We start from the raw sequence: 24,661 nt of genomic DNA on the forward strand, positions 1-24,661 counted from the left end.
CTTCGGCGAAGCTGACGGCGCACGAGAATCCGACCGTTCTCGTCGACACCATGAACCTGGAAGACACTCTTTGCGAGGTCGATACCGACTGTGGCAAGCTCGGACATGAATAGCTCCTCTATGCAGGATGATGACTTCCCAACTATGGCGCAATGCGACGCCGGGAGCAGGAGCCATCCACACCATCAATCGAGCAGGCTTTCGCGATCCTCAAACGGCAACGGAGCTTCTCAGGAAAATCCCTCGATGAATTAATAACGTCACACTCTTAATGGGAATTACTATAGAATACGTCTCCAGCACATCCCGGATTTGCCGGCCCCAGAGCCAAGCTTGCTGGTTGGCTTCGCTTTGCTCCGCCAGTAAGGCCGCAAGTGCTGGCGCGCGCATTGAACAAAATGACAAAAGGGGCGGCGTCAGCCGGGTTATGTCGCGTTTCGCCAGCGATTCTGGACTCAGCCCGGTTAGCCGCGCAATCTCCGCCAGCAAGGCGGGGGCGTTTTCCGGCCAAATCCCCAGCGTATCTCCGGGTTTATAGTCCAAGCCAGCTTCACCTAGGTTATAGACCAGATGCCGCGTTTCCTTTTCTGATCGCGACTTGTTCAGGCGGCGGTTGCCGGTCAACCGTGCCATGAAGGGGCGGGCGCGAGAATAAGCAGGTGGCACCGGCTGGCCTAGGAAGTATGTTGCCCTGGGGCGGATTGCGCCTTTGCCAGCCAGCCTTGGGCTTTTTCATCCTCACCGGGTTCGCAATTCCAGCGCGGCAGCAGGGGGGCGCGCCAAGGGCGGTCAGCCTTGCTTCCAGCTTGGCGCCAAAGCCGCAAAATTGCGTGTAAGAGGAATCGCTAAAAGCCAGCACGCCAAAGCGTAAAGTCTCGAGCCAGGGGGGCGGCTTCTGCTGTTAAGGCCTGCCAGAAGCGCGTCGCGTTATCCGGCGCTTCGCCATCGCCAAAGGTACTGGCAAAGAACAGCACCGTGCCGCAGAGCGCTTCCGGCTGGTTACGTTGAAAAAACGCCACCGCCAGACGCATCACCAGCATAGCGGCATCCCGCGCCACCTCCTGCCCATGATAAGAACTTACCCCGGCACTGATCGCCTGCTGCATAAATCCCGGATCTTCCCCATCCAGAAACATCACCACCGGTGGCGTACTGCTTTGTACGGGGCAGGGAGTCCAGCATGTCGTGGTCTGGGCGGGCCATGTCGACCAGCACCACATTCGGGCGCAGGCGCTCAACCTCCGCCAGCAAGAAAGCCTCGCTCGCCAGGGGAATGACCGAAAAAGAGGCATCCGGCTTTGTTAGCTGTGCAGCCAGTGCCTCGCGTCGCGCTTCATTGGAATCGGCAAGCAGAATTTTCATGGTGGTCAGTAATCCGTGAGCGATTGCTCAGTAACTTCCTTGCCAGATAAAACGGCCTGCGCGGCTATTGCGCCCCGGCTGATTGCGGGGGTGCCGCAGCCGGAGAAGCCGATGCGGGCTGGGCGGGCTGCACGAGAATAGGGTCGTTAGTCACGTCTGCAGGCAGGGTCGGGGCGTTTTGTTTCGGTGTGGTGGCGGCGCTGGGCGCGGCCTGGGCTGGGGCAGCCGTTTCTTTGGTGCTAGCGGGAGGCGTGGCGGCAGGGCTTGCGTTCTGCGGAGTGGGTGCGGCAGGGGCGGGGAGTGTGCTAACCGTGACTGCAGGGGTGGCAACTACGCCTTGCGTTGCGGTTTTTGCTTTCGCGGCCGGTTTGGCGGGAAGCTGCACGGTGTAGTCCGGGATGATGCGGGCCTGCTTACTGCCGTCGATCACCAGCACATGCATACCAATGGGCAGAGCGGTCTTGCTCGTCTGTGTGACGGAAACCAGACTGTTATTGCTCTGCTGCACAATATATTCCCAGCCTTTGGTGTCGGCGACCGCCTTTTCAGCCGCCGCGCCGCCAATGGTGCCAACCAGCGCTCCGCCTACCGCGCCCAGGGCGGTTGTTGGCAACTGCGCGCCCGCAATACCACCTGCGGCAGCGCCCGCCGTGGCGCCAACCGAGCCGGAGGCGCTGATAAGCACCTGCCGCACGCCGATAATAACACCCCTTTGCACCGGTGCCTCCTGTTGGGCGGCGTCGGCGGCATAGGTGTTGGGAGAATACCCTGCATGGCACCCGGTGAGGGGCAGCATAAGAAGGCCAGGCAACAAGAAAAAGGGCAGTGCTGGGCGGTGCAAAGCGAGGTCCGTGGCTTGAGAAAACCGCGCCAATTTAGCCGGACCGGCGCAGCCTGTCACGATGACCAGCAAAAGATTCCGCGCTGCATTAAAGCACCATGCCGACTGTGAGCGGGATAAACTTAACAGGCTCAGTGCGCTAGTTTCTACGAGGGAAGCAGTTCTTTTTGGGTTTGGCTCGATGAGGCCAGTGTGGAAAATAACCGGATGGCGCGTTAGAGCATTGAAAAATGGTGTCCCCGGCGGGATTCGAACCCACGGCCCCAGGATTAGGAATCCTGTGCTCTATCCTGCTGAGCTACGGAGACTTTATAAAGCGCCCAACAATCCGGCACGGTCTACCTGCACCGACTTGCTGGGCGTTCTCTATTTAACCTGCTTGTCTAATAAATCAAACCCGGCTTGCTTTAGTGCAGTTTTGCGCCGTCGGCCCCGAAGATGTCGACTTTAACGGGAATTCCCCGCTCAACGCTCTGCGTCACGGTGCAGAAATCCTCGAATGAGGCCAAGGCGCGTTGCAAATGCGGTAATTGCTCCGCCTTGCTGCCGAGGGAGATGCTGACCTCCACGCTGGTGATGCGCAGCCGGTTATGCTCATTCCGGCCGCTTACGCAGGTGACGGTGGCGGCAAACTCACCGGGGTCTTCATGGTATTTTCGGCACGCGAAGGTTAGGCTGGCGCACAGGCAGTTGGCAATGGCTGCGGCCAGCAAATGCTGCGGGGCAGGGCCGGTATCCTCACCGATGGGCATGGGCTCATCCGCGATGAGCGTTGGGTATTGCGGTCCAAACTCAACCAGAAAGCGGTAATCTTCCTGCCTGGTGATATTAATGGTCACACGTTCGCTCATGCCAGCCTCCTTATGTTCATGCGGGCTTGGCGCCCGGCAGCGGGATGTAGTCGTGTTCGTCACCCGCCACCAGCCCAAAGCGGCGGCTGACCCAGTTCTCCTTCGCTTGCTCAATACGCTCCTTTGAGCTGCTGACAAAATTCCACCAGATATGGCGTGGGCCATCCAGCGGGGCACCGCCCAGCAGCATCAACCGGCTATCGGTCAAAGCTCGGACGGTAATGGCATCGCCAGGGCGGAAAATTAGCAATTGCCCTTCGCCAAACCGCTCCCCAGCAATTTCAATTTCACCGGAAATAACATGCAAGGATCGCTCTTCATGCTCGTCTGGCAAGGGCAGGGCGCTGCCTGTTGCGAGGCTTACATCCACATAAAGCGTGCCGCAAAAAACTTCCACCGGCGAGCTAGCGCCATAAGCCTCGCCCGCGATGACCCGCGCCACAATGCCCCCATCCTCAAGCTGCGGAAGGCTCTCTCCCTGATAGTGAAAAAATCCCGGCTCGGCTTCCTCTACTTCTTTGGGCAGGGCCACCCAGCTTTGTATGCCCAGAATCGGTTGGGCCTGGGTCCGGCTTTCAGGCGGGGTGCGCTCAGAATGGGCAATGCCGCGCCCGGCTGTCATCCAGTTCACTTCGCCAGGCCGGATTTCCTGCGCGCTGCCCAGCGTGTCCCGGTGAAAAATGCGGCCTTGCATCAGGTAAGTAATGGTGGCGAGGCCGATATGCGGATGCGGGCGCACATCCAGCCCTTTACCGGCCTCAAAGGTCGCGGGACCGATATGGTCGAGAAATACAAACGGCCCCACCATGCGGCGTTTGACGTGCGGGAGGGCCCGGCGCACGCGCAACCCGCCGATATCATGGCTAATGGGGGTGATGACGAGATCAGCCCCGCCTTCTGGACCTGTCGATGGGTTATGTAGCCAGGACATGCGCCCTCCGGGATCTTGATACGTCCGGGATAGCCTACCACCAGGAGAGTGCCTAGTATTTCAGTTGTATTTTATCCTGCTGCCATCCGCCGCTTGGCCGGAACGGGCAGGTGGCTGAGATCTGGCTCCGGCCTCGAAGCATTTGTCAGCCGGAATCCGGTGAGCGAGGAGTCGAGTCCGCCAATCTCAGACCGAAGAGAGTGCACGGCGGCGGTGGTTTCCTCCACCATGGCGGTGTTTTGCTGCACGGCGTTGCTCATTTGCCCCAAGGCGGTGTTCACCTGTCCCAACCCGCTAGATTGGCTGGCCGCCTTAGTGGCGATTTCGGAGATCAGCCCGTCAATCTGCCCCACACTGCCGACAATCCCGTCCAGCGTCGCGCTGGTTTTGCGCACCAGCTCAACGCCTTGATTCACCTGGGTGGAGCTGGTTGAGATCAGCCCTTTAATGGCCTTGGCGGCATCGGCGGAGCGCTGGGCCAGGGCCCGCACTTCGGACGCGACAACGGCAAACCCGCGCCCGGCATCCCCTGCGCGGGCGGCTTCCACCCCTGCATTGAGCGCGAGCAGGTTGGTCTGGAAGGCGATATCGTCAATCAGCCCGATAATCTGGCCAATTTCGCGGGAGGAGGTTTCAATCTGCTCCATAGCCTTGGCGGCGTTGGCCACCACGGCGCGGGAGTTTTCCGCCCCGGCATTCATGGTGCTGACAATCTTGTCCACCTCGGCGGTGCCATCCGCCATGCTTTTCAGCCCTTCGGTCAGTTCATTCAGCGCGGTGGTGGATTCCAGCAGGCTGGCGGATTGGTGTTCCGTGCGGCGGGCCATGTCTTCCGTCGCCTGGGCCAGCTCCTCGATATTGCCGCTGATGGTGCGCGAGGATAGTTGCGCGCCCGAGAGCGTGGCGGAAAGCCGGTCCAGCGCGGTGTTATAATCCTCGCGTAGCGTGGCGTATTCCTGCGGCAATTCATCACCAAGCCGGTGAGAGAGATCCCCCGCCGCCAACTTTGCCATGGCGCTGTTCATGGCCTTCAGCACTGCCTCGGAATTGGCGCGCGCTTGGGCTTCCGCGTCCAGACGCATTTTTTCGGACGCCTCCTGATAGACGGAGATTGCTATGTCCATATCCAGTAACGCGGATTTGATAACGGCACTAGTTTCCTCGATCGCTTGCCGTCGTGTTTCGTTTTTTTCCTTGCTGAATCGTGCTTCCGGCCATCGTGCCTGCAGCAGCGCGGTCACCAGATGCTCCAGCACAATGCTGTATCCGCCAATATACCAGCGCGGTTCCAGCCCGATTTTGGCGTGCACCTCGCCAACATGCGTCACCGCTTGGACATAAGATGCATCCAGACGTCCGTTGGAGATAAGGTCCCAATGACCATGCTGCCGGCTCTTGGCGTGCCTGATCACGTCTTCTGATTTAAAGAATTTCGCGGTTTCCGGCGTGGCGCGAATCTGCGCGTAGGACGCCTCAAGTGCGCCGGGCAGAGCCGCCATGATCAGCGGTTTGGCGGACCGCAGCCTGGTTTGAAGGCGCTCTGTCAGCCTGACGAAATTTAGTCTTTCAGCCAAAGCCTGAAAACCGGACATGGGGCTACGCTCACTTTGTTGCATGAGCGTGGCTAGTAACGGTTAGTCTTTAAAAAGACGTTAAAGGGGCCTACCGGCCTCACCCCTCCAGACGGGTGAGGTGGTTCACCGGCCCATGTCCGGCGCCAAGGTTCGGCGCCGTGCGGATGGCTTCTTGCAGATAAGCCCGCGCCCGCCGCACAGCCTCCTCCAGCCTCATGCCCTGCGCCAGCCCAGTGGCGATGGCAGATGACATGGTGCAGCCCGTGCCGTGCGTGTTGCGTGTTTCAAGGCGTGGCAGGGTAATAGAAACCACATCCTCCGCCGTAATCAGCAGGTCGGTCAGGTCTACCCCTTCGCCATGCCCGCCTTTTACCAGAGCGGCTTTGGCGCCCATCTCTAATAACCGGCGCCCCGCTGCAATCCGCTGGGCTTCAGTCGCTACCGGTAAGCCTGTGATTTTGCTCGCTTCCGGCAAATTTGGCGTAATAACTGTGGCCTTGCTTATTAGCTCAGAGACTAGCGCGCTGATGGCGTCGTCCGGCAGGAGCGTGGCGCCTGAGGTGGAGATCATCACCGGGTCCAGCACTACTGGCACGTTTGGCGGCAAATGGGTGGCCACGGCGCGAATGATCGGCTCATTGGTCAACATGCCGAGCTTGATGGCATCCACTCCGATATCCGACAGCACCGCGCGTATACACAGAGCCACGAAATCCGCGGGCAGGGGATGCACGCCCTGCACCCCCAGCGTGTTTTGCGCGGTCAGCCCAGTGATGGCGGTGCAGCCATATGCGCCCAGGGCGGTGATGGTTTTAAGGTCCGCTTCAATCCCCGCGCCACCGCCGGAATCCGACCCTGCGATGGTCAGAACGCGGGCGATCATTCGGCGGCTTGCACGGCGGCGGCAGCGATCTCGGCGCAGAGTCCGTCCACGATCTCCTCGATCAGACCTTGATTTTCACCCTCGGCCATCACGCGGATCATCGGCTCGGTGCCGGAGGGGCGGATCAGCACACGTCCGGTGCCTGCCAGCCTTTGGGCGGCGGTCTCAATTGAGGTTTGGATATGCGCCAGCCCGAGCGGTGAGGTGCCGTGATACCGCACATTGCGCAAAAGCTGCGGCAGCGGGGCGAACACCCGGCAGGCCTCGGACGCGCGCTTGCTGGAGCGCACCAGCACGGAGAGCACCTGCAACGCCGCCACCAGCCCATCACCGGTGGTGGCGAAGTCCGAGAGGATCACATGTCCAGACTGCTCGCCGCCCAGATTGAACCCTTGGGCGCGCATGGTCTCGGCCACATAGCGGTCGCCGACCTTGGTGCGGGTGAGGGACAGGCCCATCTCGCCCAGAAACCGCTCCAGCCCCAGGTTGCTCATCACCGTGGCGACGATACCGCCGCCGCGCAGATTGCATGCCTCGGCCATATCCCGCGCGATGAGGCCAAGAATCTGGTCGCCATCAATGATCTCGCCGCGCTCATCAGCCAGAATCACCCGGTCTGCGTCGCCATCCAGCGCGATGCCGATATCGGCGTGATGTTCCAGCACCGCTTCGCATAGGGCCTTCGGCGCGGTGGACCCGGCCTCGCGGTTGATGTTGAAGCCGTCCGGGGTCACGCCGAGGGGAATCACCTCGGCCCCCAGCTCAAACAAGGCGGCGGGGGCGACTTTGTAGGCGGCACCGTGGGCGCAATCCAGCACGATACGCAGGCCATCCAGCCGCAGGCCGCGCGGCAGGGAGAATTTCGCGGCCTCGACATAACGCCCGGCGGCATCCACCAGCCGGGCGGCGCGGCCCAGTCGCTCGGGCAGGGCCATCCGGTCGGAGAGGTCTTCGGCCATCAGCGCTTCGATCTCGGCCTCGGTCTCGTCCGAGAGCTTGGCGCCGTCCGGCCCGAACAGCTTGATGCCGTTATCCTCGAACGGGTTGTGCGAGGCGGAGATGACCACCCCCAGATCCAACCGCAAGGAGCGCGTGAGCATGGCGATGGCGGGGGTGGGCAGAGGCCCCGCCAGCGTCACGTTCATGCCTGCTGAAATAAAGCCCGCGGTGAGGGCGGGTTCCAGCATATAGCCGGAGAGCCGGGTGTCCTTGCCAATAATCACCCGATGCCGGTGATTGCCCCGGGTGAACAGCAGCCCGGCCGCCTGTCCCAGCTTAAGCGCCATTTCGGCTGTCATCGGTGCTTTGTTGGCGGTGCCGCGAATGCCGTCCGTGCCGAACAGGCGGCGTTGGGGTTGTTTATCCATCGTTTCTCTCAGTCAGTCTCTGCCAGACGCGAAGGGCGCGCTTGGTCCCGGCCACGTCATGTACCCGCAATATATGAGCACCATGCGCCACGGCATAGAGACCCGCCGCCAAGCTTTCCGGGTCCCGGCGCGCGGCCTCGGTCTCGCCGGAAATTTCACCTAGGAACCGCTTGCGCGACAACGCGACGAGCAAGGGATGGCCAAGCGCCGCCAACTGGCCGGTGGCGCGCAGTAGCGCCTCATTCTGCGCGCCCAGTTTGGCAAAACCAAGGCCGGGGTCCAGGCAGATATTACCGGGCTTCACTCCCGCGGCCAAGGCGGAATCTCGCGCCTGGGTGAGCTCGGTGGTCACCTCCCGCGCTATATCATGATAGATGGCGCAGTCATTCATCGTCGCCGGGGTGCCGCGCATGTGCATCAGCACCACTGGGCAGGCGAGGGCGGCGACAAGCGGAAGGGCCGCCGGGTCGTAAGTGAGGGCGGAGATGTCGTTAATGATCCGGGCACCTGCTTCCAGTCCCGCCGCCATGGTAAGGGCGTTGCGGGTGTCCAGCGAGATCACCGCTCCTTCCGCCGCCAGGGCGCGCACTACCGGCTGAATTCGTGCTTTTTCCTCCTCCGGCGTTACCGGGGCGGCGCCAGGGCGGGTGCTTTCGCCGCCGATATCGAGAATATCCGCGCCTTCGGCCAGCATCCGCCGCCCGGCGGCGATAGCGGCCTTCGGCGTGGTATGGCGCCCACCGTCGGAAAATGAATCCGGCGTTACATTCAGAATGCCCATGACCAAGGGCACATCAAGCCGCAGCCCCGCCCATTCAGAGAGTTGTTCACCCATGACTGCCCGTATCATGCGTCCGCGTGACCGGGCCAGCCTTGCCAGAACCGTCGCGCTGTGCCCTTGCTATGCTCACTTGGCAAGGAGGGAGTGAATGACGGCGAAGCTATATCTGGGAACCGCGCGTTATTCGTCCTGGTCCTTGCGCGGCTGGCTGCTGGTGCGGCTGGCTGGGTTGCGGGCGGAAGAGATTTTTGTGCCGCTGGCAGGGGGCAACTCGCCGGAAGTGAAGAAGGTTTCACCCAGCGGTACGGTACCGTATCTGGAGCATGACGGCGCCCAGGTGTGGGAAAGCCTCGCCATCGCGGAATATTGCGCTGACATCACCCCGTCCTTGTGGCCCGCCGAGCGGCTGGCTAAGGCGAGGGCACGGGCCATTGCCGCCGAGATGCATGCTGGGTTCAGGGCACTGCGGATCGCTATGCCGATGGTGCTGGGCCGCAATGATTATGCTGGGCTGGGGCAAAACTCTGAATGTCTCGCCGATATCGCGCGGATTGAGGAGCTGTGGGCGGACACGCGGGCGGTTTTTGGGGCGGGCGGGCCGTATCTGTTTGGCACGCATTTCAACGCCGCTGACGCCATGTATGCGCCGATTGCTGCCCGGCTGCTGACCTACCAACCGCCTTTGTCCGTAGCCTCACGCGCCTATTGTGATGCAGTGCGGGCGCATCCGTTGGTTGCGGAATGGTACGGGATTGCGGCAAAAGAACCCGACTCCTGGAAACTCGAAAAATATGAGAGCCTTGCATGAAGCTGCATAACCTGATGCTGGCCATTCCTTTGTTGGCGGGGGCTGTGCCGGCCTTTGCCGCCACCACGACGCCGGTGATTAATATCCGTCTGGACCATGGGTCCGTCTGGAAAGCCACGGGGAAACAGAAAGCCACCGAGGGGTTTATTCAGATCCACAATGACGGTGATACGGATGACACGCTGACCGCCTGGACCTGCCCCAATGCCGAGGACACGGTGCTGATGGGCAAGGACGGCAAGCCCCTCTCTGAACTGACGATTCCCGCCAAGCAGACCGTGACCCTTGCCCCGGGAGGCATATTTCTGGACCTTAAGGACCTGCATTATCCAGTGGAGCGCGGTTCCATTATACCGTGCAGCTTTACCTTCAAGCAGGCCGGGCTGCTGGGCGGCTTTCTGAATGAAGTGAAGCGGCCAAAGACCTAACAAGCCCTTGAAAGCTTGTGCCGGAGCAGGTGTTGACGTTACGTTTGCTGTGAGATGAACGAGGCGTCTGGCAGGGGCAAGAGCATGAAGCAACGGGCGGCTGGCAAGGCCAACAAGGCGGCAATGCAGCCCGCGCCGGAGCAGGGTTTTGACGAGCAAACCTATCTGCGCCTGAACCCAGATGTGCTGATGGCGGTGGCGGAAGGCAAATTCCAGTCCGGCCGGGAGCATTATGAGCATTATGGCCGCGCGGAAGGACGCCTAGCGACAACGCCGGGCGGGTTGCCGCGCGACCGGATTATTATCACCGCCCGGCCCGGCCAAACCCAGGAAGTGCCCCGAGCGCCTCATGCGGCCGTGGATTATGTTTATCTCTCTAGCGCGGGCGGGCTTTACGTCAGCGGTTGGGTGGATGATTCGCTGGACCGGCTGGAAACGGTTGAGCTGTATGTTGCGGGCTGGTCCGTTGCGTTTTCCGCCGCTGGGCTGGTGCGGGTCATGCGGCCGGATGCGGATGAGGTGGCAAAGCTGAGAGGAACCCACGCCACAGGTTTCTGGGGGTTTATCTATGCCGCCCAGCGCTTGCCTCTGGGAAAGTGCAATGCCGTGCTGCGGCTGAAATCAGGCGTGGAGCTGGCTTTTATCGCCACCATCGCACCGATGGACGATATGGCGTTGCGCGATCTGATGCTAAAAGGGATCACTACGGCGCCTTATCTGGGCCCACGCTATTTTGCCGCTTCCGCCGCGTTGGGCGAGATGATTGGCGAACAACTGGCTGATTTCAATCGGATGCTGACGCGCAGGGCGGTGAGCGCGCCTTATGTCGAGCGGTTTCATCAGCCCGGACGCACGCCGAAAGCCTCCATCATTGTCTGCCTGTATGGTAAGCCGGATTATCTGCCGTTGCAGATAGCGCTGTTTGCGCGGCAGGCGGGGATGGAGGCGTATGAGTTCATTTACGTCAGCAACAGCCCGGAAATGGCGGAGGCGATGCAGCGCTGCGCTAGAATCGCGCATCTGACTTATGGGCTGGATATCACGCTGATTTTGCTGAGCACAAATGCCGGGTTCGCGGCGGCGAATAATCTGGCCGCTACCCATGCCCGCACAGGGCGGCTGCTGTTTGTGAACCCGGATGTGTTTCCGAAGGAAGAAGAATTCGCGCGGCGGCATCTGGCGCTGTTGCAGGACTGGCCCACTGTGCGCACGGATCTGTTCGGCGCGGCGCTTTATTATGACGATGGCACGCTGATGCATGGAGGCATGTATCTTGAAGCCGACACACTGCCGGGCTTTGCCCTGGGACGCAAACAGGACAGCACCATTCTTCGCGTGGAGCATTACGGCAAAGGCGCGCCCGGGGAGGAACCAGACCTACTGCGCTGTCGCCCGGTGCCCGCTGTGACCGGTGCGTTTATCTCCACCGAGAGGGGATGGTTCGAGACGCTGGATGGGTTCTCTGAAGATTATATTTTCGGTCATTACGAAGACGCAGATTTGTGCCTGCGCGCGCTGGAAGCCGGACGCCCCGCCTGGATGACGGATTTGCGGCTGTACCATCTGGAGGGCAAAGGCGGCGTGCATCTGGCGCTGCATGAAGGGGCAGCGACGGTGAACCGCGTGCTGTTCACGAATAGCTGGCTGGAGCTGGCGGAAGGCGGGCTGCTGGGCGTGGCGCCGGAACATCCGGCCTTGCGGGAGACGGCTTCATGAAGGTTCTGATCGTCACGATGTATCATCCCGAGCTGGTGCGTGGCGGTTCGCAGCAGGTGGCGTATGAGTTGTTTCAAGGGCTAAAGCAGGCGCCAGGCGTTGAGCCGGTGCTGCTTTGCTCGACGGATCTGAATTCCCCCGCCATGTTCAAGAGCGGGGCGCGGATTACCGGTTTTGACCAACGGGAAAATGAGTTTCTTTTTCTCTCGCATGATTACGACCATGTATGGCAGAGGCTGCCATGGCCTCGGCAGGCGGAGGCGTTTGCCGGGTTTCTGCGGCGAATTCGGCCGGATGTAGTGCATTTCAACCATTTCATGACCATCGGTATCGATTATCTGACGTTGACGCGCCGGGTGCTTCCGGATGCACGGATTGTTTTCACCGCGCATGAGTTTCTCACCATCTGCGCGGCGGAAGGGCACATGCTGCGCCGGACCGATAATTCACTTTGCGAGAAGGCCAGCCAAGTCAGGTGCCATCAATGCCTGCCCCAGCGCCCGCCGGAAGAGATGTTTTTGCGCGAACAATGGATGCGCACCCATTTGGCTGTGGTGGATTACTTCACCGTGCCCAGTCGGTTCATGATTGATGTTTTTGCGCGTTGGGGGCTGGATACGGCACGATTCAGGCATGTGCCTAACGGGCAGGATATGCTGCCCCGCGTTCCGGAAGCAGTACCCGCCCGACGGAACCGGTTTGGCTTTTTCGGGCAGTTGGTTGATGTGAAGGGGGTGTCTGTTTTGCTGGAGGCCGTGCAGATTTTGCGCGCTGCGGAAAGCCCGCCTTTTGTGGTGGAGATCAATGGCGAGAATATTCATTTCGCCAGCCCGGAAAAGCGCAAGGAAATTGAGAGTTTTCTGGAAGAGGAAGCGCGGCGCCCGGTGCTTGAACAGCGGGTGCGGTTTAATGGTGGGTATCATCATGACCAACTCGCGACGCGCATGGCGCGGGTGGATTGGGTGGTGGTGCCCTCAATCTGGTGGGAGATTTACGGGCTGGTGATGTCCGAGGCCTGGCATTTCGGGCGGCCAGTGATTGCCTCCAACAAAGGCGGTATGGCCGAACGGGTACGAGATGGCGTGGACGGGCTGCTGTTTGAGATTGGTGATGCGCATGCCCTGGCAGCAACTATGCACCGGGCAATGACGGAGGAAAAGTTGTGGGAGACTCTGGAAGCCGGGATCACCCCGCCGCCTTCACGCGCCGACATGGTGCAGGGCTATCTAGCGGCGTATGATGCCGCGCTTATGGTGCAAGCATAGGCGCAGGCGGAATAAAGACAGGGGCTTTAAAGAGAAAGGGCTGGCCAAGATGGCCAGCCCTTTCTTCTGCCGTGGCGTTGAAACGCCTCAGACGGATTGGCGTCGGTGAGTGACGGCAGCGTTGACCAGGGCCAGCAGTACACCGCCGGCAAAGATGAAAGTGGACAAAACAAACACTTGCGGCGGCGTACCGACTTTAACCGCGCCATAGACCCATAGCGGGAAGGTGAGCGTCTGTCCGGCGACGAAGGTGGTGATGATTAGGTCGTCGATCGAAAGCATGAAGCAGAGCAGCATGGCGCCTATAATGCCGGGCAGGATCAGCGGGAAGATCACCGTCCAGAACGCCACCCAGGGGGTCGCCCCCAGATCGGCGGCGGCTCGGTCTAGGGACTTGTCCAGCCCGGAGACGCGGGCGCGGATGACCACTACGGCAAAGGCCAAGTTAAAAGCCACGTGAGCGATGAAGATGGTCAGCAGGCCGCGCGGCAGATTTAGGGTCAGGAACAAAGAAAGCAACGATGCGCCAACCACAACAGCGGGGGCCGCGATGTCCGCAAAGATCACGATATCCGTGACGGTTTTGCCCCAGAATTTGTGGCGAGCTAGCGCCAGGGCCAGAGGGGTTCCAAGAATCACCGATATCAGCCCACTGCCAATGGCGACCTCAAGCGAATGAACCAACGCGGTAGTGAGGTCTTGAATAGCGAAGGCGTGGGTGTAGTTGGAAAAGGTGAAATGCAGCCAGTTCAGCGCCACGCGCCCGTTGGGGGCGAAGTTGAAGCTGAACACCACCATCACCGCGATGGGTAGCATGGTGTAAATGATCATGGCCCAGGTGAAGCAGGCCAGAACCCGCTCACCAAGACGGCTTTTTTTGTAGGCCGAAGGCATGGGGGTGGAAACCGCGCCGCTCATGCCGCGTACTCCTGAATTGTATCGGTTCCGAATGTTTTGGAATAAAGCAAAATCGCGAGCATCAGCATCAGCATCAGCATGGAGGATAGAGCTGCCGCCATAGGATAATTCTGATTCAGGAAGAACGCATCTTGGATGATATTGCCGATCATGTATGTACCCGGACCGCCCAGCAACGCGGCATTCACGAAGTCGCCTACATTGGTCACGAAAACTAGCAGGAAGCCGGCAAACACGCCCGGTGCCGAGAGTGGCAGGATGATTTTAAGGAATGCCGTGACGGGGGAGGCGTAGAGATCATTCGCGGCGCGTACCAGGCGGCGGTCTATCTTTTCCAGCACCACGTAAAGCGGCAGCACATAATATGCGAAGCTGTTATAGACCAAGCCGCCAATTACCGCCCATTGCGTTGAGAGGATCCGGAATTTTTCAGGCAGTATACCCATCTCTTTCAAGGGGCCGAGTACGAAGCTGTTGTCTGAAAGAATGAACTCCCACGCCAGAACTCGGATCACGAAGGAGACGAAGAAGGGTAGCATGATCAGGAACAGAAACGTGCTCTTATGCCGCCCGCCGTAAAAGGCGATCCAGTACGCCACCGGATAGGCCATCGCCAAGGTAATGATTGTTGATGCAGTGCCGTACCAGAACGAACGTATGAACGAGTCACCAAAAGATGACAACGCCTGTCCGAAAATTGAGAAATTGTCGGACATGGTGTAGCCGGTGAGTGGGTTGCCCACGGCCAGCGCCATGCCCAGCATCGATCCCAGAGGGATCAGGAAGAAAATGAGAAGATAGACCCAGCTTGGCAAGCTGAGCAGATAAGGAGCCAAAATTCCGCGCAGTTGCCGCATGGGTCCGCCTCTTATTAGCCTTGGATGATGGGATTAAAGGTGTTGTTCCAGGTCTGGTAGTCGCCATAGCTCTTGAAGGGGTAGAATTCATGAACCTTGGCGAGTTCAGAGGCGGACGGGAACACCAGCGGGGAGTTGGCCACGTCCGGGTCCTTGATGACGTTGAGGATATAATCTTTCGCGGCGGGGACCGGGCAGATATAGTTGATGTAATCCTCAATCACGCCCGCGGCTTCAGGCGTGTAGTAATAGTTCATCCAGGCCAGGGCGGAGAGCGGGTTTTTCGCGCCGACGGGGATGGCCATGTTGTCATGCCAGATCATGGCGCCCTGTTTGGGGATCACGAATTGCAGATCTTTATAGCCTTTGGAATGGGCTTGGAAGATGTCACCTGACCAAGCCTGGGTGATCCAGATATCACCATTCTCCAGCGCATTGATGTAGCTCTGGTCGTAATATTGGCGCACCAGCCCCTTGTCTTTCTGCTCTTTGAGGACGGCCGCAGCCTTCTTCCAGTCGTCGGGTGTGGAGGTGGTGGGGTTAATGCCCAGCTTCAGCATGGCGGCGCTGCCAAGCTCGGTCGTGTCGCTCATCATGCCGATATGGCCAGCGAAGGCGGGATCCCACAGATCGTCGAAGCTGTTGATCTCGCGCTTGGTCATCTTGGGGTTATAGGCGATACCGGTTATGCCGGACTGCCACACCATTGTGTGCTTATTGCCTGGATCGTAGGGAGGGTTGACCACGGCAGGGCTCGCATATTTCGCGAAGTTAGGCACTTTTTCCTTCCAGATGGGGATCAGGAAGTTTTGCATCAGTAACTCGGTAAGATACCAGCCGTTGGTCATGACGATCAGGTCGTAACCGGTGGGGGCACCGGATTTCAGGACCGGGGCAATCTGCGCGTAGAACGGTGCGTTGTTCTGGATCACCTCCATATACTTCACGTGGATACCAGTATCCTTGGTGAAGGTGTCGAGGGAGGGGTGGTCTTTGCCGTTGCTGGTGACGTCAATATAATACGGCCAGTTGGCGAACACGAAGTCCTTGGTGGGTTTCTGTTTGGCCCACCAGGCTTTCCAGTCTTTCACTTTTTCAGCGTGCGCGATCTGCGGGGCCAAAGCGGCCATCATGGCGGCGCCAGCGCCGCGCATGAAATTCTGCCGGGTGAGGCGAGGCTGGGTGAGGCCGCGGTAAAAGGCCTGTGTTGAGTTCTGGCCGGTCTTGTCGTCTTGGCTCATGGTACTCTCCTTCGGGTTAAGTCTAGTTTGCCTTGACAGCGAATGTGTGGGCCGGGTTCCAGGCTAGGCGCACCGTTTCGCCATGGGCAAGATCTTCGCTGCGGCCGGAATTTTGCGCATAAACGCTTAGCGGCCGCCCGGTTTTGCTTTCCATCATGTATTGGCGGCTGACACCAAGATAGACCGAGACGCCCGCCTTTGCCTCGATCATGTTCCAGCCTGGCTCAGCGTTTTCAGCTGGCGCCAGTACATGGAATTTTTCAGGCCGCACGCCGATTTTGACGTCGTTGCCGGTGCCGGGCTGTAAGGCCGCGGCAGGCAGCGTCACCAGCGCGCCATCCTCTAGCTTGACCTGCACGGTATCAGCTTTGCGCTGTACGATCGTGCCGGGAATTAGGTTCGATGCGCCAAGGAAGGAAGCAACGAATTCTGTTGCAGGATGGTCATAAACTTCGGCCGGGGTGCCCACCTGTTCAATTTTGCCGTTATTCATCACCGCTAGCCGGTCGGACATGGCCATCGCTTCCTCCTGGTCGTGCGTGACGAACAAGAAGGTAATGCCGATTTCGCTTTGAATCCGCTTCAGCTCGATCTGCATTTGCTTACGGAGCTTAAGGTCGAGCGCGCCCAAAGGTTCGTCCAGCAGCAGAAGTTTGGGCCGGTTCACCAGCGCGCGGGCGAGTGCTACGCGCTGCGCCTGGCCGCCGGAGATCTGCCCCGGTTTGCGTCTGGTGAATTTGGTAAGGTCCACAAGATCCAGCATCTCTTTGACGCGGGATTCAATTTCAGCTTTTGGTAACCCCTTGCGCCGCAACCCGAAGGCGACATTCTCAAAAATATCGAGATGCGGAAACAGCGCGTAAGACTGAAACACCGTGTTCACATCGCGCTTGTAAGGCTGCTGGCGGCTGACATCCTCGCCGTCCAGATAAATTGCGCCGGAAGTTGGGTTTTCGAACCCGCCGATCATCGAAAGGGTGGTGGATTTGCCGCAGCCCGAGGGGCCGAGCAACGAGAAGAACTCGCCACCTTTGACGGTGAGGGAAATATTGTCAACAACAGTCAAGCCGCCAAACTGTTTTATGACGTTCTCCAGCCTGACATCATGGCGGTTGGAAGAGGGGGGGGTCATGCAAAGGCTCCGGTTTTGAAAAAGGCGTGGTGAGCGGTTGGTGCGCCGCCGCCGCGTCTGTGAATTGCTATTCTTCTCGTCAGAACGTGGTGGCCCAGATGAAAAATGCGGCACACCAAACTATGGCACAGAAAAAGGGTGAAGGCTGCCAAGCCAGCAGCCGGTGGGGAAATGCCGCCATTCAAGGCGAGCCGTGCGACCTCAGCCGACAAGCGGCAAGCTCCTATATTCTTGTTCTTCTATCCGTTCCAAACCGAATACCTTTCCGGCTGTTACTAACGAATCATATACAGTTTTTTCACAGTCTCATGCACTGTGCAAACGCCACGCCAATCTTTTGGAAAAAAAGCGGCGGTGTCGGGCGTGATTTCGATGGTCTCACCGGATTCATGCAAATAAGTCGCGCTTCCTTCCAGGAAGTGACAGAATTCATCACGCGTGACATGGCAGGCCCACTTGCCGGGCGTGCAGGTCCATAGCCCACACTCGGATTCACCGTTTGGTCCCTTGTGGATGAGAAGCCCGGCGGTGGTGCTGGTGCCTTCGATCATGGACGGTATCACACCCCAATCCACCAGATCCGTCTGGGCGAGGGGGGCACGAAGATAAGGCGCGCTGGACATCGGGGGTTCCGTTCAGATCAAACAAACGTGAGGAAGACAGGCGCCAGAAACAGACGAGTCTGCTTCATAAAACTGAAGACAGAGCCGCCGCTTGACTGTGGAGCACAGACCGCTTGGCAGGGCGGGTACGTGACGGTGCGCGGCGCGGTTTGGGGAACCGTACCGGGTAAGGAAGAGTCAATCATGATACAAGCTTATGCAGAATTCGTGCCGCTTTTTCCGGCCCATTATGCGCTTGCATGTGAGCAGCTGTTTTTGCCAGCCTGGCCTGCATGACACGATCTTCGATGCATATACGTAATTTTTTCTCAAGCTCCTCATTCGGCCAGTCATAGCGCGGCATTTTGAAGCCGTGCCCGGTTTCTTGCACGCGGGTTGCGTTATCGTGTCCGTCCCAGACATAGGGCATAATGATTGCTGGTTTGCCGAAATACAGACATTCTGTGAAGCTGTTATTGCCGCCATGGTGGATCACCGCATCCACCTGCGCGATGACGGAAGGCTGTGGAAACCAGCTGTCGACGAGCACGTTCTCCGGCACATCGTCATAGGCGGCTTTGTAGTCGCCCACATTCACCAAAGCGCGATAGGGCAGGGTGCCAATGACCATGATGATGCGCTTTAATAGCTCTGTATCGCCAGCCCCCAGACTGCCGAAACTGACATAGAGCAGCGGCTTATCGTTGTTGCGGGGGAAGGATGGGATCTCGTATGGCTTTTCCTGGCGCACACAACCTTCGAGATATTGAAAGCGTTGCGGGTCCAGGGGGTGGCGGCGCTGAAAGGCCACGGGCTCAGGGTAGAGCAGAAGATTCATGTAAGGCGAGGTCTCAAAGAATTGCCCGGTTGGGTAAGGTGTCTCGTTACAATCTGTTAAAAAATTGTTGAATTCAGCATGGATCGGCGCAATGACCTCGTTGAACTGCGCCCGGAAGGCGGCATGGCAGGCAAGGTCTTTTTCACCGCAACCGGATAAGTGTGGGGGAATGTCCGGGTCCTCGATCTCGTTCTCGGAACAGGAGATGATCCGCACCCATGGTTTGCCGAATTGTTTGATCGCAGGAAACAGAATTACATTATCCACACAGATTATGTTCGGATTTATCTCCGACAGTACGCCGGGCAGGTCTTTTTGTGCCCATTTGGCGCTGTCTACGATCGCGGTCCAGCAATCCTTCACGTAATTATCGATCTGATCGTACGGGGACTTACGAAAATTCGGAATGTGGCCGTTGATAAAATCTTCCCAGAATTTCGCCATCTGCTCGGGCGGCATAGGGGCCGAGAGATGAATCGGATGCGCCTCAAAACCATAGCCTTCATAGACCGGGACAAAGCCCGGGTCAGACAGAAAAACCGGCCGATGGCCCAACTTGGCTACAGCCTGCGCGATGCCAACTGAGTTGAGCGCGGGACCAAAAGCAGCCTCTGGGAAAAACGCGATGGTTTTTGGCATACAAACCTTATTGATTGGACGTGGGGGAAAACCTACGATTAAAAAAATAAACACGTCAACCGCTAATTTTGTGGGCAAAGGTACTGATGCAAAGGATTTTAGATGTTTGACTGCTTCGGCCCCGTCTATTTTTCCGGCAGTTGGCGCCCGGCTAAGGGGCAAATGCTGACTGTGACTGACCCCGCAACGCTGGCCGAGGTGGGAAGAATCGCCGAGACCACAATGGCTGAACGTGAGGCCGCGCTGGATGCCGCGCGTGTCGCCCAGCGTACCTGGGCACAACTGGACGCGAAAAGCCGGGCGGCCGCGCTACATAAGGTCGCCAACCGGATTGAGGCGGCTGATTTGCGACGCTGTGCTGAATTGATGTGCAGGGAAATGGGAAAGACCTATCCGGATGCCATTGGTGAGTTGGCCAACTGCGCGGGCGTGTTCCGGTATTTCGCGGAAATGGCCCGGGATGAGGCAGGCAAGGTGGCGGGCTCGACCCAGGCGGGCAGTTTTCAGTTTGCGCGGTATGAGCCGTTAGGGTTGTCTGTCCATATCATGCCGTTCAACTTTCCCGTGCTGCTGATGTGCTGGACGGTTGCGGCCTCACTAGCGTCGGGGAATGGCTGCATCGTTAAACCCGCTTTGGCGGCGACACTTTCCACTCTGGAATTCATGGGCGTTTTCGCCGACTTGCCAGCGGGGCTGATGGCCTGTTTGCCCGGCGGCGCCGAGTTGGCAGTGGCGCTGATTGAAAGCCCCAAGACCAATGCCGTGGCGTTCACGGGGTCAGTTTCGGCGGGGCGGGCAGTGGCGATGGCGGCGGCGGCGCAGATGAAACCGGCGGTAATCGAGGCTGGCGGGTCGGACCCGTTGATTGTCACGGCGCTGGCGCCGCTGGAGGTTGCGGCGGCGGGGGCGGTGACGGCCGCGTTTCATCTCACTGGGCAGGTTTGCACCTCTGCCGAGCGGCTATTTGTGGAGACGCCGGTGCATGATGAATTTCTACGCCTGTTCGCGACAAAAACCCGTGCGCTGCGAATCGGCAATGGGCTGAAAAAATCCGAGATCGGCCCGCTGGTCTCCGAAGCCGCGCGGGAGAAGGTGATACGGCTGGTGGCCGAGGCCAAGGCCAAAGGGGCAGACGTGTTGACCGGCGGACGGATTCCACCGTCCGAGCCGGTGGGCTGGTTCTATGAACCGACCATTCTCACCGGTTGCACTCCAGATATGGCAATTATGCGGGAAGAATGTTTTGGCCCTGTGGCCGCCGTGATGAAGGTGGAAAGTCTGGGTGAGGCGATTACGCACGCGAATGATACGCCCTTTGGGCTGGGGGCCTCTATCTTCACCACATCGCTGGAGGAAGCGATGGAAGCGGCTGAACGGCTGGAGGCCGGAATGGTTTGGGTGAACAATCCGCTGATTGATAATGACGCGCTGCCTTTTGGCGGCTGGAAGCAATCCGGGCTGGGACGGGAGCTTTCAAGGCTTGGGCTGGACACGTTCAGGCGCAGCAAGATGGTGGTGATTGACCATAAGCCCAGGATTCAGGGCTGGTGGTATCCTTACCCGGACGAATGGTTTTATGAGACCGAGGGGCGCAAACATAGCTGAAGAATAAGTAGTCTGTTTAATTCTATAGTAGAACAGCTGTCCTTTATCAGGGGCCGATTAAGGGTTCGTTAAGGCTGCCATCGCACAATTCCCAACATAGTTTAAGCGGCATGGGAGAGTTGCAGGTGGGGCCTTTTGACTTGCCAAGGCTGCTGCTATGGGCAAGCCAATTCAGTGTGATTTTAGTGGCGCTGGCTTTGGGCCTGTGCCTCATAGGATCCTATGCGGTGATGATCTTGCTGCGGCGTGCTGTTACGCTGCGTGGGTTGCGTCGTGTTGGGTGGTTTTTGGCCTTATGCCTTAGCTTTGGGGCGGATGTCTGGGCGACCCATTTCATCGCCATGCTGGCGTTCGACCCCGGTATCCCGATTTTTTATAATGCGTTGCGCACGGTGCTTTCCATCATCGTGGCCATTCTGGCGGCGATGCCGGCCTTTGCGTTGCTGATCTGGCGGTGGAACACGCGTTATATTTGGGCGTTGTCCGGCGTAATCTTGGGCGGCGCAATCGCGGCGATGCATTTTGTCGGCATGTCGGCGATGGAGCTGTGCGGCAGCTTCAGCTATAAGTCCTCTCTGGTGGTGGCTAGTATCATCATGGGGTGTGTGTTTGCCGCGCTCGCCTTGCGGGCCAAGATACGTGCCAGAACAGAGCGCCCGGTGCAGGCCTGTCTGATGCTGGCCGCCAGCATTTGCGGGTTACATTTTACTGCCATGGCCGGGCTGGTGCTGTCGCCGCAGCAGGGGGGCCAGGCAATCTCTTTCGCGGGTGCCAATAAAGGAAGTCTGGCGATTGCCATTGCTGGCGTGAGTTTGCTGCTGCTCATTACGCTGCTGATCAGCGCCACGGCGGATGTGAAATTGGCGGAACGCGAGCAGGAGGCCAAGCGCCTTTGGCATTTGGCCCGGCATGATGATCTGACGGGGCTGCTAAATCGCCGGGGGTTGTACGAACAGCTCGACAAGCTAGCGGAAAAGCCAGGCGCATACCCCATGTTGCTGAGCATCGGTCTGGAGCGGCTGAAGTCTGTGAATGATTTATTCGGGCGGGAACTGGTGGAGCAGCTTTTCTGCCAAGCCGCCCAGCGATTGCTAACGCTGCTGCAAGAGAAAGATGTACTGGCCTTGCCGGGGGGCGATGAGTTTGTGGTGCTGCGGGCAGAGGCGCCGTCTGTTGAGGCGGCCTCCTTCTTTGCCCAGGAGGTTGTGGCTTTGTTGTCCGCGCCCTTTGTGGTGGAGGGCGTGACAATGCAGATTGGCGCTTCCGTCGGCCTGGTCTGTGGCGAGGAGGCTAAGAAAGGCGCGGAAACGTTGCTGAACGCGGCGGATATCGCGTTGCGTGAGGCCAAGGCCGCGGGGGGCGGGCAGGTGTGCTTGTTTACGCCCGAAATGAGCGCCCGGCTGCTGCGCTGCCATCAACTTGAACAGGAGTTCCAGAACGCTCTGCATAAGCGTGAGGTGCTGCTGTTTTTTCAGCCTTTGTATGATTGTGGCGGATTGCAGTTGCGGGGGTTTGAAGCGCTGGCCCGGTGGCAGCATCCGATACGTGGCTTGATCGGGCCGGATGAGTTTATTCCGCTTGCGGAGGCTGGCGGCATGATTAACGCTTTGGGTGATTATGTGTTGGAGGAAGCGTGCCGCGCCGCGCTTACCTGGCCTAATGACCTGCGCGTGGCGGTTAATCTCTCCCCCATTCAGCTAAAAGACCCCGCTTTGCCGGAGCGGGTGCACGCGGCGCTTGTCCGCAGTGGCTTGGCCCCATGCCGGTTGGAGTTGGAGCTAACGGAAGGGGCGATGCTGGAGCAGACCGGTCAGGTGCAGGCCGCTCTAGCGGCTCTGAAGACCCTGGGGGTGGGGTTGGCGATTGATGATTTCGGGACGGGATATTCCAGCCTGAGCTATCTGCATCGTTTCTCGTTCGAACGGCTGAAGATTGATAAATCCTTTACCCGCGAGATTGCCGCCAGCCAGGATGCCCAGATTGTCACCCGGGCGATTATTGGGCTGGGCGCGGCGTTAGGGATGGCGGTGCTGGCGGAAGGGGTGGAAACAGAGGCGCAGTTGAATATTCTGCGCAAGGCTGGGTGCGGGCAGGTTCAAGGCTTTCTACTGGGACGGCCGATGCCGGAAGCGGATGTCGGCCCCTTGCTGGCCCGGGTTGCTTGTACGGGCGGCAGGGCTGTTCCCGCCTGAGAAGGTCTGACGGTTATAGTGAGGTGGATGTGTGGGGGTAATTATGCTTGAACCATAAGACTCGCCAATAGTCAGAGAACGTCCATGCCACACCTGCTCTCTCTTGTTGTGCCGTTTTATAACGAGGAGGATGGTGTTGCGGCCTTAGCGTCTGCTGTGCTCCCAATTCTGGAATCCATACCGGAATCGGAATGGGAAATTATCTGTGTGGATGATGGTAGCCGCGATGCTACGTTGGCTGCGCTTCTGGCTCTTGCGCGGAAGGATGCGCGGTTCAAAGTGGTGGAATTATCACGAAATTTCGGCAAGGAAGCCGCGATGACCGCCGGACTGGATGCTGCGCGCGGCGCGGCTGTGATACCGATGGATGCGGATCTTCAGGACCCACCGGAATTGATAAAGAAGATGGTTGCGGCTTGGCATGAAGGGGCCGAAGTGGTTTTGGCGCGTCGGGTGGACCGTTCAACGGACGGTGCGCTCAAGCGCGCCACAGCGGCGATGTTTTATAAATTAAACAGCCGCATTTCGAATATCGATTTGCCCGAGAATGTTGGAGATTTCCGGCTGATGGACCGCGCTGTGGTGGAGGCCTTGAAAATGTTGCCCGAACGGCAACGTTTCATGAAAGGGATGTTTGCGTGGCTGGGCTTCAAAACCGTGACACTGGATTATAAGCGCCCGCCGCGTGCTGCGGGGAAAAGTAAATTTTCGGGGTTCCGCCTATGGAATTTCGCTCTGGAGGGGTTCACCAGCTTTTCCACGGCGCCGTTGAAAATCTGGACTTATCTGGGAGCGTTGGGTGCGGTTGTGGCGTTGGCTTATGCATTGTTCATTGTGGTGAAGACGGTTTTGTTTGGTAATACCGTGCCGGGATATGCCTCAATTTTTGTGGCGGTGACGTTTTTTGGCAGCGTGCAACTTATCAGTATCGGAGTGTTGGGCGAATATATAGGCCGTATCTATATAGAAACGAAGCGGAGGCCGGTTTATCTGGTACGCGGGAAGCACGGGTTTGAGGAGTAAATAAGCAGATTTTGTGAGCCAGCCAATTGGTTTAGAAATCAGAATAAACTACATTATCGGCATTTTGGCGTTAAAACACGCCCAACGCCAATCCGGCGGCGAGGGCTTGGCCTAGTTCCTCGCAGCGGGTCAGGCTGGCGGCGGGCCAGTGTTTGGGGGCGAGGATAGCGTGTGGTGTTTGGGCGCCATTGCGCAGGATCAGCGGCTCGGCCACGGCGCGCAGGCGCCAGCCAGTGGCGATTCGGGCCATTTGCCGAGCGGCGTTGGTGCCGTCGGTTCCGGCACAGATCATCGCGGCGTAAGGGCGCCCCTCAATCTGGCCGAGCAGCGGATAATAACAGCGATCGAAAAAATCTTTCATGAGTCCCGCCATGGCGGCCAGCATCTCCGGCGTGGCGAATAAATAGCCGTCAGCTTCCCGCATGTCGCGCGGTCCGGCTTCGAGCGCGGTCAGGTGGCGTATTTCCACGCTGGCTTCCTGGGCGGCAGCTTGCTCCGCAGCTTCGGCCATCTGCGCAGTGCCGCCGGTGAGGCTGTAGTGAACAATCAGCAGGCGCTTCATGCCTTGTATCCTGCCCGCGCGCATTAAAATGGAAAAGCCCCGCGTGACGGGAAGATGGAGCTAGGCTATGCAGACGGTAATGATGAAGTCCGCTTTCAGTCCTCACCGTATTTTGCTGGGGGCCAGTTTAGTGATGTTGTTGTCCGGGTGTGCGCTTCCGCGCCCCGGCTCGTCGGCTCAGCCTGTGGCCCTTAACGCCATTACATTAACCCCAGCCGACCTGAAAAAGGCAGAAAAAGAAGCCT

The 24,661-nt window shown here is 58.9% G+C and carries 25 protein-coding genes, 1 tRNA gene and 1 pseudogene; 7 read left to right on the top strand and 20 right to left on the bottom strand.

Annotation, left to right across the window (positions count from 1 at the left end; all coding sequences use genetic code 11):
* The 12 genes and pseudogenes from BUB54_RS20445 to folP all read right to left on the bottom strand — a co-directional run.
* Nucleotides 1-107: pseudogene (locus tag BUB54_RS20445) on the bottom strand (IS110 family transposase); the annotation flags it as partial.
* 103 nt (nt 108-210) lie between these two features.
* Entirely contained in the window at nt 211-666 is a 456-nt protein-coding gene (locus tag BUB54_RS16160) for a flavodoxin domain-containing protein (protein ID WP_280521944.1), read from the bottom strand.
* Nucleotides 560-859 (bottom strand): flavodoxin family protein, encoded by a 300-nt coding sequence (locus BUB54_RS22170; protein WP_073211938.1) that lies wholly within the window; start codon nt 857-859, stop codon nt 560-562. Before BUB54_RS22170 ends, BUB54_RS16160 begins: the two co-directional genes overlap by 107 nt.
* Nucleotides 846-1,220, bottom strand: a complete 375-nt coding sequence (locus tag BUB54_RS16170) for an ANTAR domain-containing protein (protein ID WP_139284956.1) — start codon at nt 1,218-1,220, stop codon at nt 846-848. The genes BUB54_RS22170 and BUB54_RS16170 overlap by 14 nt, the downstream gene beginning before the upstream one ends.
* 206 nt (nt 1,221-1,426) lie before the next feature.
* Complete coding sequence (locus BUB54_RS16175) at nt 1,427-2,158, bottom strand: outer membrane lipoprotein (RefSeq protein WP_217652525.1); 732 nt, start codon at nt 2,156-2,158, stop codon at nt 1,427-1,429.
* A gap of 276 nt (nt 2,159-2,434) precedes the next feature.
* Nucleotides 2,435-2,511: transfer RNA gene (locus tag BUB54_RS16180), tRNA-Arg, on the bottom strand.
* A 99-nt stretch (nt 2,512-2,610) separates the two neighbouring features.
* Nucleotides 2,611-3,054: an OsmC family protein gene (locus tag BUB54_RS16185; RefSeq protein WP_048880125.1), complete on the bottom strand. Its 444-nt coding sequence runs from the start codon at nt 3,052-3,054 to the stop codon at nt 2,611-2,613.
* 16 nt (nt 3,055-3,070) lie between these two features.
* Nucleotides 3,071-3,985: a pirin family protein gene (locus BUB54_RS16190; RefSeq protein ID WP_048880124.1), complete on the bottom strand. Its 915-nt coding sequence runs from the start codon at nt 3,983-3,985 to the stop codon at nt 3,071-3,073.
* 71 nt (nt 3,986-4,056) lie between these two features.
* On the bottom strand, nt 4,057-5,577 hold the full coding sequence (locus BUB54_RS16195; RefSeq protein ID WP_052948434.1) for a globin-coupled sensor protein: 1,521 nt from the start codon (nt 5,575-5,577) through the stop codon (nt 4,057-4,059).
* Nucleotides 5,578-5,656: 79 nt separating this feature from the next.
* The gene (gene thiD / locus BUB54_RS16200) at nt 5,657-6,442 is read right to left on the bottom strand and encodes a bifunctional hydroxymethylpyrimidine kinase/phosphomethylpyrimidine kinase (RefSeq protein ID WP_048880123.1); all 786 of its coding nucleotides are present in this window, start codon (nt 6,440-6,442) and stop codon (nt 5,657-5,659) included.
* The gene (glmM, locus tag BUB54_RS16205) at nt 6,439-7,809 is read right to left on the bottom strand and encodes a phosphoglucosamine mutase (RefSeq protein WP_048880122.1); all 1,371 of its coding nucleotides are present in this window, start codon (nt 7,807-7,809) and stop codon (nt 6,439-6,441) included. The genes thiD and glmM overlap by 4 nt, the downstream gene beginning before the upstream one ends.
* Nucleotides 7,802-8,644 carry a dihydropteroate synthase gene (gene folP / locus BUB54_RS16210; protein ID WP_048880121.1) on the bottom strand — a complete coding sequence of 281 codons (843 nt, stop codon included), beginning with the start codon at nt 8,642-8,644 and terminating at the stop codon, nt 7,802-7,804. Before folP ends, glmM begins: the two co-directional genes overlap by 8 nt.
* A gap of 94 nt (nt 8,645-8,738) precedes the next feature.
* Between folP and BUB54_RS16215 the strand changes: the two genes are divergently transcribed.
* The 4 genes from BUB54_RS16215 (at nt 8,739) to BUB54_RS16230 (ending at nt 12,807) form a co-directional block, all read left to right on the top strand.
* Complete coding sequence (locus BUB54_RS16215) at nt 8,739-9,398, top strand: glutathione S-transferase (protein ID WP_048880120.1); 660 nt, start codon at nt 8,739-8,741, stop codon at nt 9,396-9,398.
* Entirely contained in the window at nt 9,395-9,826 is a 432-nt protein-coding gene (locus BUB54_RS16220; RefSeq protein ID WP_048880119.1) for a copper chaperone PCu(A)C, read from the top strand. Before BUB54_RS16215 ends, BUB54_RS16220 begins: the two co-directional genes overlap by 4 nt.
* Nucleotides 9,827-9,910: 84 nt before the next feature.
* Nucleotides 9,911-11,542, top strand: coding sequence for a glycosyltransferase (locus BUB54_RS16225; protein ID WP_048880118.1), 1,632 nt, complete (start codon nt 9,911-9,913; stop codon nt 11,540-11,542).
* Nucleotides 11,539-12,807, top strand: coding sequence for a glycosyltransferase family 4 protein (locus tag BUB54_RS16230; RefSeq protein WP_048880117.1), 1,269 nt, complete (start codon nt 11,539-11,541; stop codon nt 12,805-12,807). Before BUB54_RS16225 ends, BUB54_RS16230 begins: the two co-directional genes overlap by 4 nt.
* Nucleotides 12,808-12,894: 87 nt before the next feature.
* On the opposite strand, the gene BUB54_RS16235 is transcribed toward BUB54_RS16230, so the two are convergent.
* From BUB54_RS16235 to BUB54_RS16260, 7 genes are all read right to left on the bottom strand, one after another.
* Nucleotides 12,895-13,725: an ABC transporter permease gene (locus BUB54_RS16235; protein WP_241869454.1), complete on the bottom strand. Its 831-nt coding sequence runs from the start codon at nt 13,723-13,725 to the stop codon at nt 12,895-12,897.
* On the bottom strand, nt 13,722-14,582 hold the full coding sequence (locus BUB54_RS16240) for an ABC transporter permease (protein WP_082075762.1): 861 nt from the start codon (nt 14,580-14,582) through the stop codon (nt 13,722-13,724). Before BUB54_RS16240 ends, BUB54_RS16235 begins: the two co-directional genes overlap by 4 nt.
* 14 nt (nt 14,583-14,596) lie before the next feature.
* Nucleotides 14,597-15,823 (bottom strand): polyamine ABC transporter substrate-binding protein, encoded by a 1,227-nt coding sequence (locus BUB54_RS16245; protein WP_048880116.1) that lies wholly within the window; start codon nt 15,821-15,823, stop codon nt 14,597-14,599.
* A 22-nt stretch (nt 15,824-15,845) separates the two neighbouring features.
* Complete coding sequence (locus BUB54_RS16250) at nt 15,846-16,955, bottom strand: ABC transporter ATP-binding protein (protein WP_048880115.1); 1,110 nt, start codon at nt 16,953-16,955, stop codon at nt 15,846-15,848.
* Complete coding sequence (locus BUB54_RS20455) at nt 16,952-17,167, bottom strand: hypothetical protein (protein WP_139284958.1); 216 nt, start codon at nt 17,165-17,167, stop codon at nt 16,952-16,954. The genes BUB54_RS16250 and BUB54_RS20455 overlap by 4 nt, the downstream gene beginning before the upstream one ends.
* Before the next feature lie 63 nt (nt 17,168-17,230).
* Nucleotides 17,231-17,578, bottom strand: coding sequence for a cupin domain-containing protein (locus BUB54_RS16255; RefSeq protein WP_048880114.1), 348 nt, complete (start codon nt 17,576-17,578; stop codon nt 17,231-17,233).
* 181 nt (nt 17,579-17,759) lie between these two features.
* Nucleotides 17,760-19,034, bottom strand: a complete 1,275-nt coding sequence (locus tag BUB54_RS16260) for a nucleotide disphospho-sugar-binding domain-containing protein (protein ID WP_048880113.1) — start codon at nt 19,032-19,034, stop codon at nt 17,760-17,762.
* A 102-nt stretch (nt 19,035-19,136) separates the two neighbouring features.
* Between BUB54_RS16260 and BUB54_RS16265 the strand changes: the two genes are divergently transcribed.
* From BUB54_RS16265 to BUB54_RS16275, 3 genes are all read left to right on the top strand, one after another.
* Nucleotides 19,137-20,639 carry an aldehyde dehydrogenase family protein gene (locus BUB54_RS16265; protein ID WP_048880112.1) on the top strand — a complete coding sequence of 501 codons (1,503 nt, stop codon included), beginning with the start codon at nt 19,137-19,139 and terminating at the stop codon, nt 20,637-20,639.
* A 110-nt stretch (nt 20,640-20,749) separates the two neighbouring features.
* On the top strand, nt 20,750-22,831 hold the full coding sequence (locus BUB54_RS16270) for a putative bifunctional diguanylate cyclase/phosphodiesterase (RefSeq protein ID WP_048880111.1): 2,082 nt from the start codon (nt 20,750-20,752) through the stop codon (nt 22,829-22,831).
* 84 nt (nt 22,832-22,915) lie between these two features.
* Nucleotides 22,916-23,854: a glycosyltransferase family 2 protein gene (locus BUB54_RS16275; protein WP_048880110.1), complete on the top strand. Its 939-nt coding sequence runs from the start codon at nt 22,916-22,918 to the stop codon at nt 23,852-23,854.
* 70 nt (nt 23,855-23,924) lie between these two features.
* On the opposite strand, the gene BUB54_RS16280 is transcribed toward BUB54_RS16275, so the two are convergent.
* Nucleotides 23,925-24,416, bottom strand: a complete 492-nt coding sequence (locus BUB54_RS16280; RefSeq protein WP_048880109.1) for a flavodoxin family protein — start codon at nt 24,414-24,416, stop codon at nt 23,925-23,927.
* Nucleotides 24,417-24,661 lie beyond the last annotated feature (245 nt).

It is taken from the genome of Acidocella aminolytica 101 = DSM 11237, from assembly GCF_900129125.1.
Classification (GTDB): domain Bacteria; phylum Pseudomonadota; class Alphaproteobacteria; order Acetobacterales; family Acetobacteraceae; genus Acidocella; species Acidocella aminolytica.

Excerpts from the sequence above, each read along its gene's own strand:
- BUB54_RS16185 (WP_048880125.1), bottom strand. The coding sequence starts at position 3,054 with ATGAGCGAACGTGTGACCATTAATATCACCAGGCAGGAAGATTACCGC.
- BUB54_RS16255 (WP_048880114.1), bottom strand. The coding sequence starts at position 17,578 with ATGTCCAGCGCGCCTTATCTTCGTGCCCCCCTCGCCCAGACGGATCTG.
- BUB54_RS16220 (WP_048880119.1), top strand. The coding sequence starts at position 9,395 with ATGAAGCTGCATAACCTGATGCTGGCCATTCCTTTGTTGGCGGGGGCT.
- thiD (WP_048880123.1), bottom strand. The coding sequence starts at position 6,442 with ATGATCGCCCGCGTTCTGACCATCGCAGGGTCGGATTCCGGCGGTGGC.
- BUB54_RS16195 (WP_052948434.1), bottom strand. The coding sequence starts at position 5,577 with ATGTCCGGTTTTCAGGCTTTGGCTGAAAGACTAAATTTCGTCAGGCTG.
- BUB54_RS16190 (WP_048880124.1), bottom strand. The coding sequence starts at position 3,985 with ATGTCCTGGCTACATAACCCATCGACAGGTCCAGAAGGCGGGGCTGAT.
- BUB54_RS16250 (WP_048880115.1), bottom strand. The coding sequence starts at position 16,955 with ATGACCCCCCCCTCTTCCAACCGCCATGATGTCAGGCTGGAGAACGTC.
- BUB54_RS16230 (WP_048880117.1), top strand. The coding sequence starts at position 11,539 with ATGAAGGTTCTGATCGTCACGATGTATCATCCCGAGCTGGTGCGTGGC.
- BUB54_RS16275 (WP_048880110.1), top strand. The coding sequence starts at position 22,916 with ATGCCACACCTGCTCTCTCTTGTTGTGCCGTTTTATAACGAGGAGGAT.
- BUB54_RS16245 (WP_048880116.1), bottom strand. The coding sequence starts at position 15,823 with ATGAGCCAAGACGACAAGACCGGCCAGAACTCAACACAGGCCTTTTAC.
- BUB54_RS16240 (WP_082075762.1), bottom strand. The coding sequence starts at position 14,582 with ATGCGGCAACTGCGCGGAATTTTGGCTCCTTATCTGCTCAGCTTGCCA.
- BUB54_RS16270 (WP_048880111.1), top strand. The coding sequence starts at position 20,750 with ATGGGAGAGTTGCAGGTGGGGCCTTTTGACTTGCCAAGGCTGCTGCTA.
- BUB54_RS16215 (WP_048880120.1), top strand. The coding sequence starts at position 8,739 with ATGACGGCGAAGCTATATCTGGGAACCGCGCGTTATTCGTCCTGGTCC.
- folP (WP_048880121.1), bottom strand. The coding sequence starts at position 8,644 with ATGGGTGAACAACTCTCTGAATGGGCGGGGCTGCGGCTTGATGTGCCC.
- BUB54_RS16175 (WP_217652525.1), bottom strand. The coding sequence starts at position 2,158 with ATGCTGCCCCTCACCGGGTGCCATGCAGGGTATTCTCCCAACACCTAT.
- BUB54_RS16235 (WP_241869454.1), bottom strand. The coding sequence starts at position 13,725 with ATGAGCGGCGCGGTTTCCACCCCCATGCCTTCGGCCTACAAAAAAAGC.
- BUB54_RS16170 (WP_139284956.1), bottom strand. The coding sequence starts at position 1,220 with ATGTGGTGCTGGTCGACATGGCCCGCCCAGACCACGACATGCTGGACT.
- BUB54_RS16260 (WP_048880113.1), bottom strand. The coding sequence starts at position 19,034 with ATGCCAAAAACCATCGCGTTTTTCCCAGAGGCTGCTTTTGGTCCCGCG.
- BUB54_RS16225 (WP_048880118.1), top strand. The coding sequence starts at position 9,911 with ATGAAGCAACGGGCGGCTGGCAAGGCCAACAAGGCGGCAATGCAGCCC.
- BUB54_RS16265 (WP_048880112.1), top strand. The coding sequence starts at position 19,137 with ATGTTTGACTGCTTCGGCCCCGTCTATTTTTCCGGCAGTTGGCGCCCG.
- glmM (WP_048880122.1), bottom strand. The coding sequence starts at position 7,809 with ATGGATAAACAACCCCAACGCCGCCTGTTCGGCACGGACGGCATTCGC.
- BUB54_RS16280 (WP_048880109.1), bottom strand. The coding sequence starts at position 24,416 with ATGAAGCGCCTGCTGATTGTTCACTACAGCCTCACCGGCGGCACTGCG.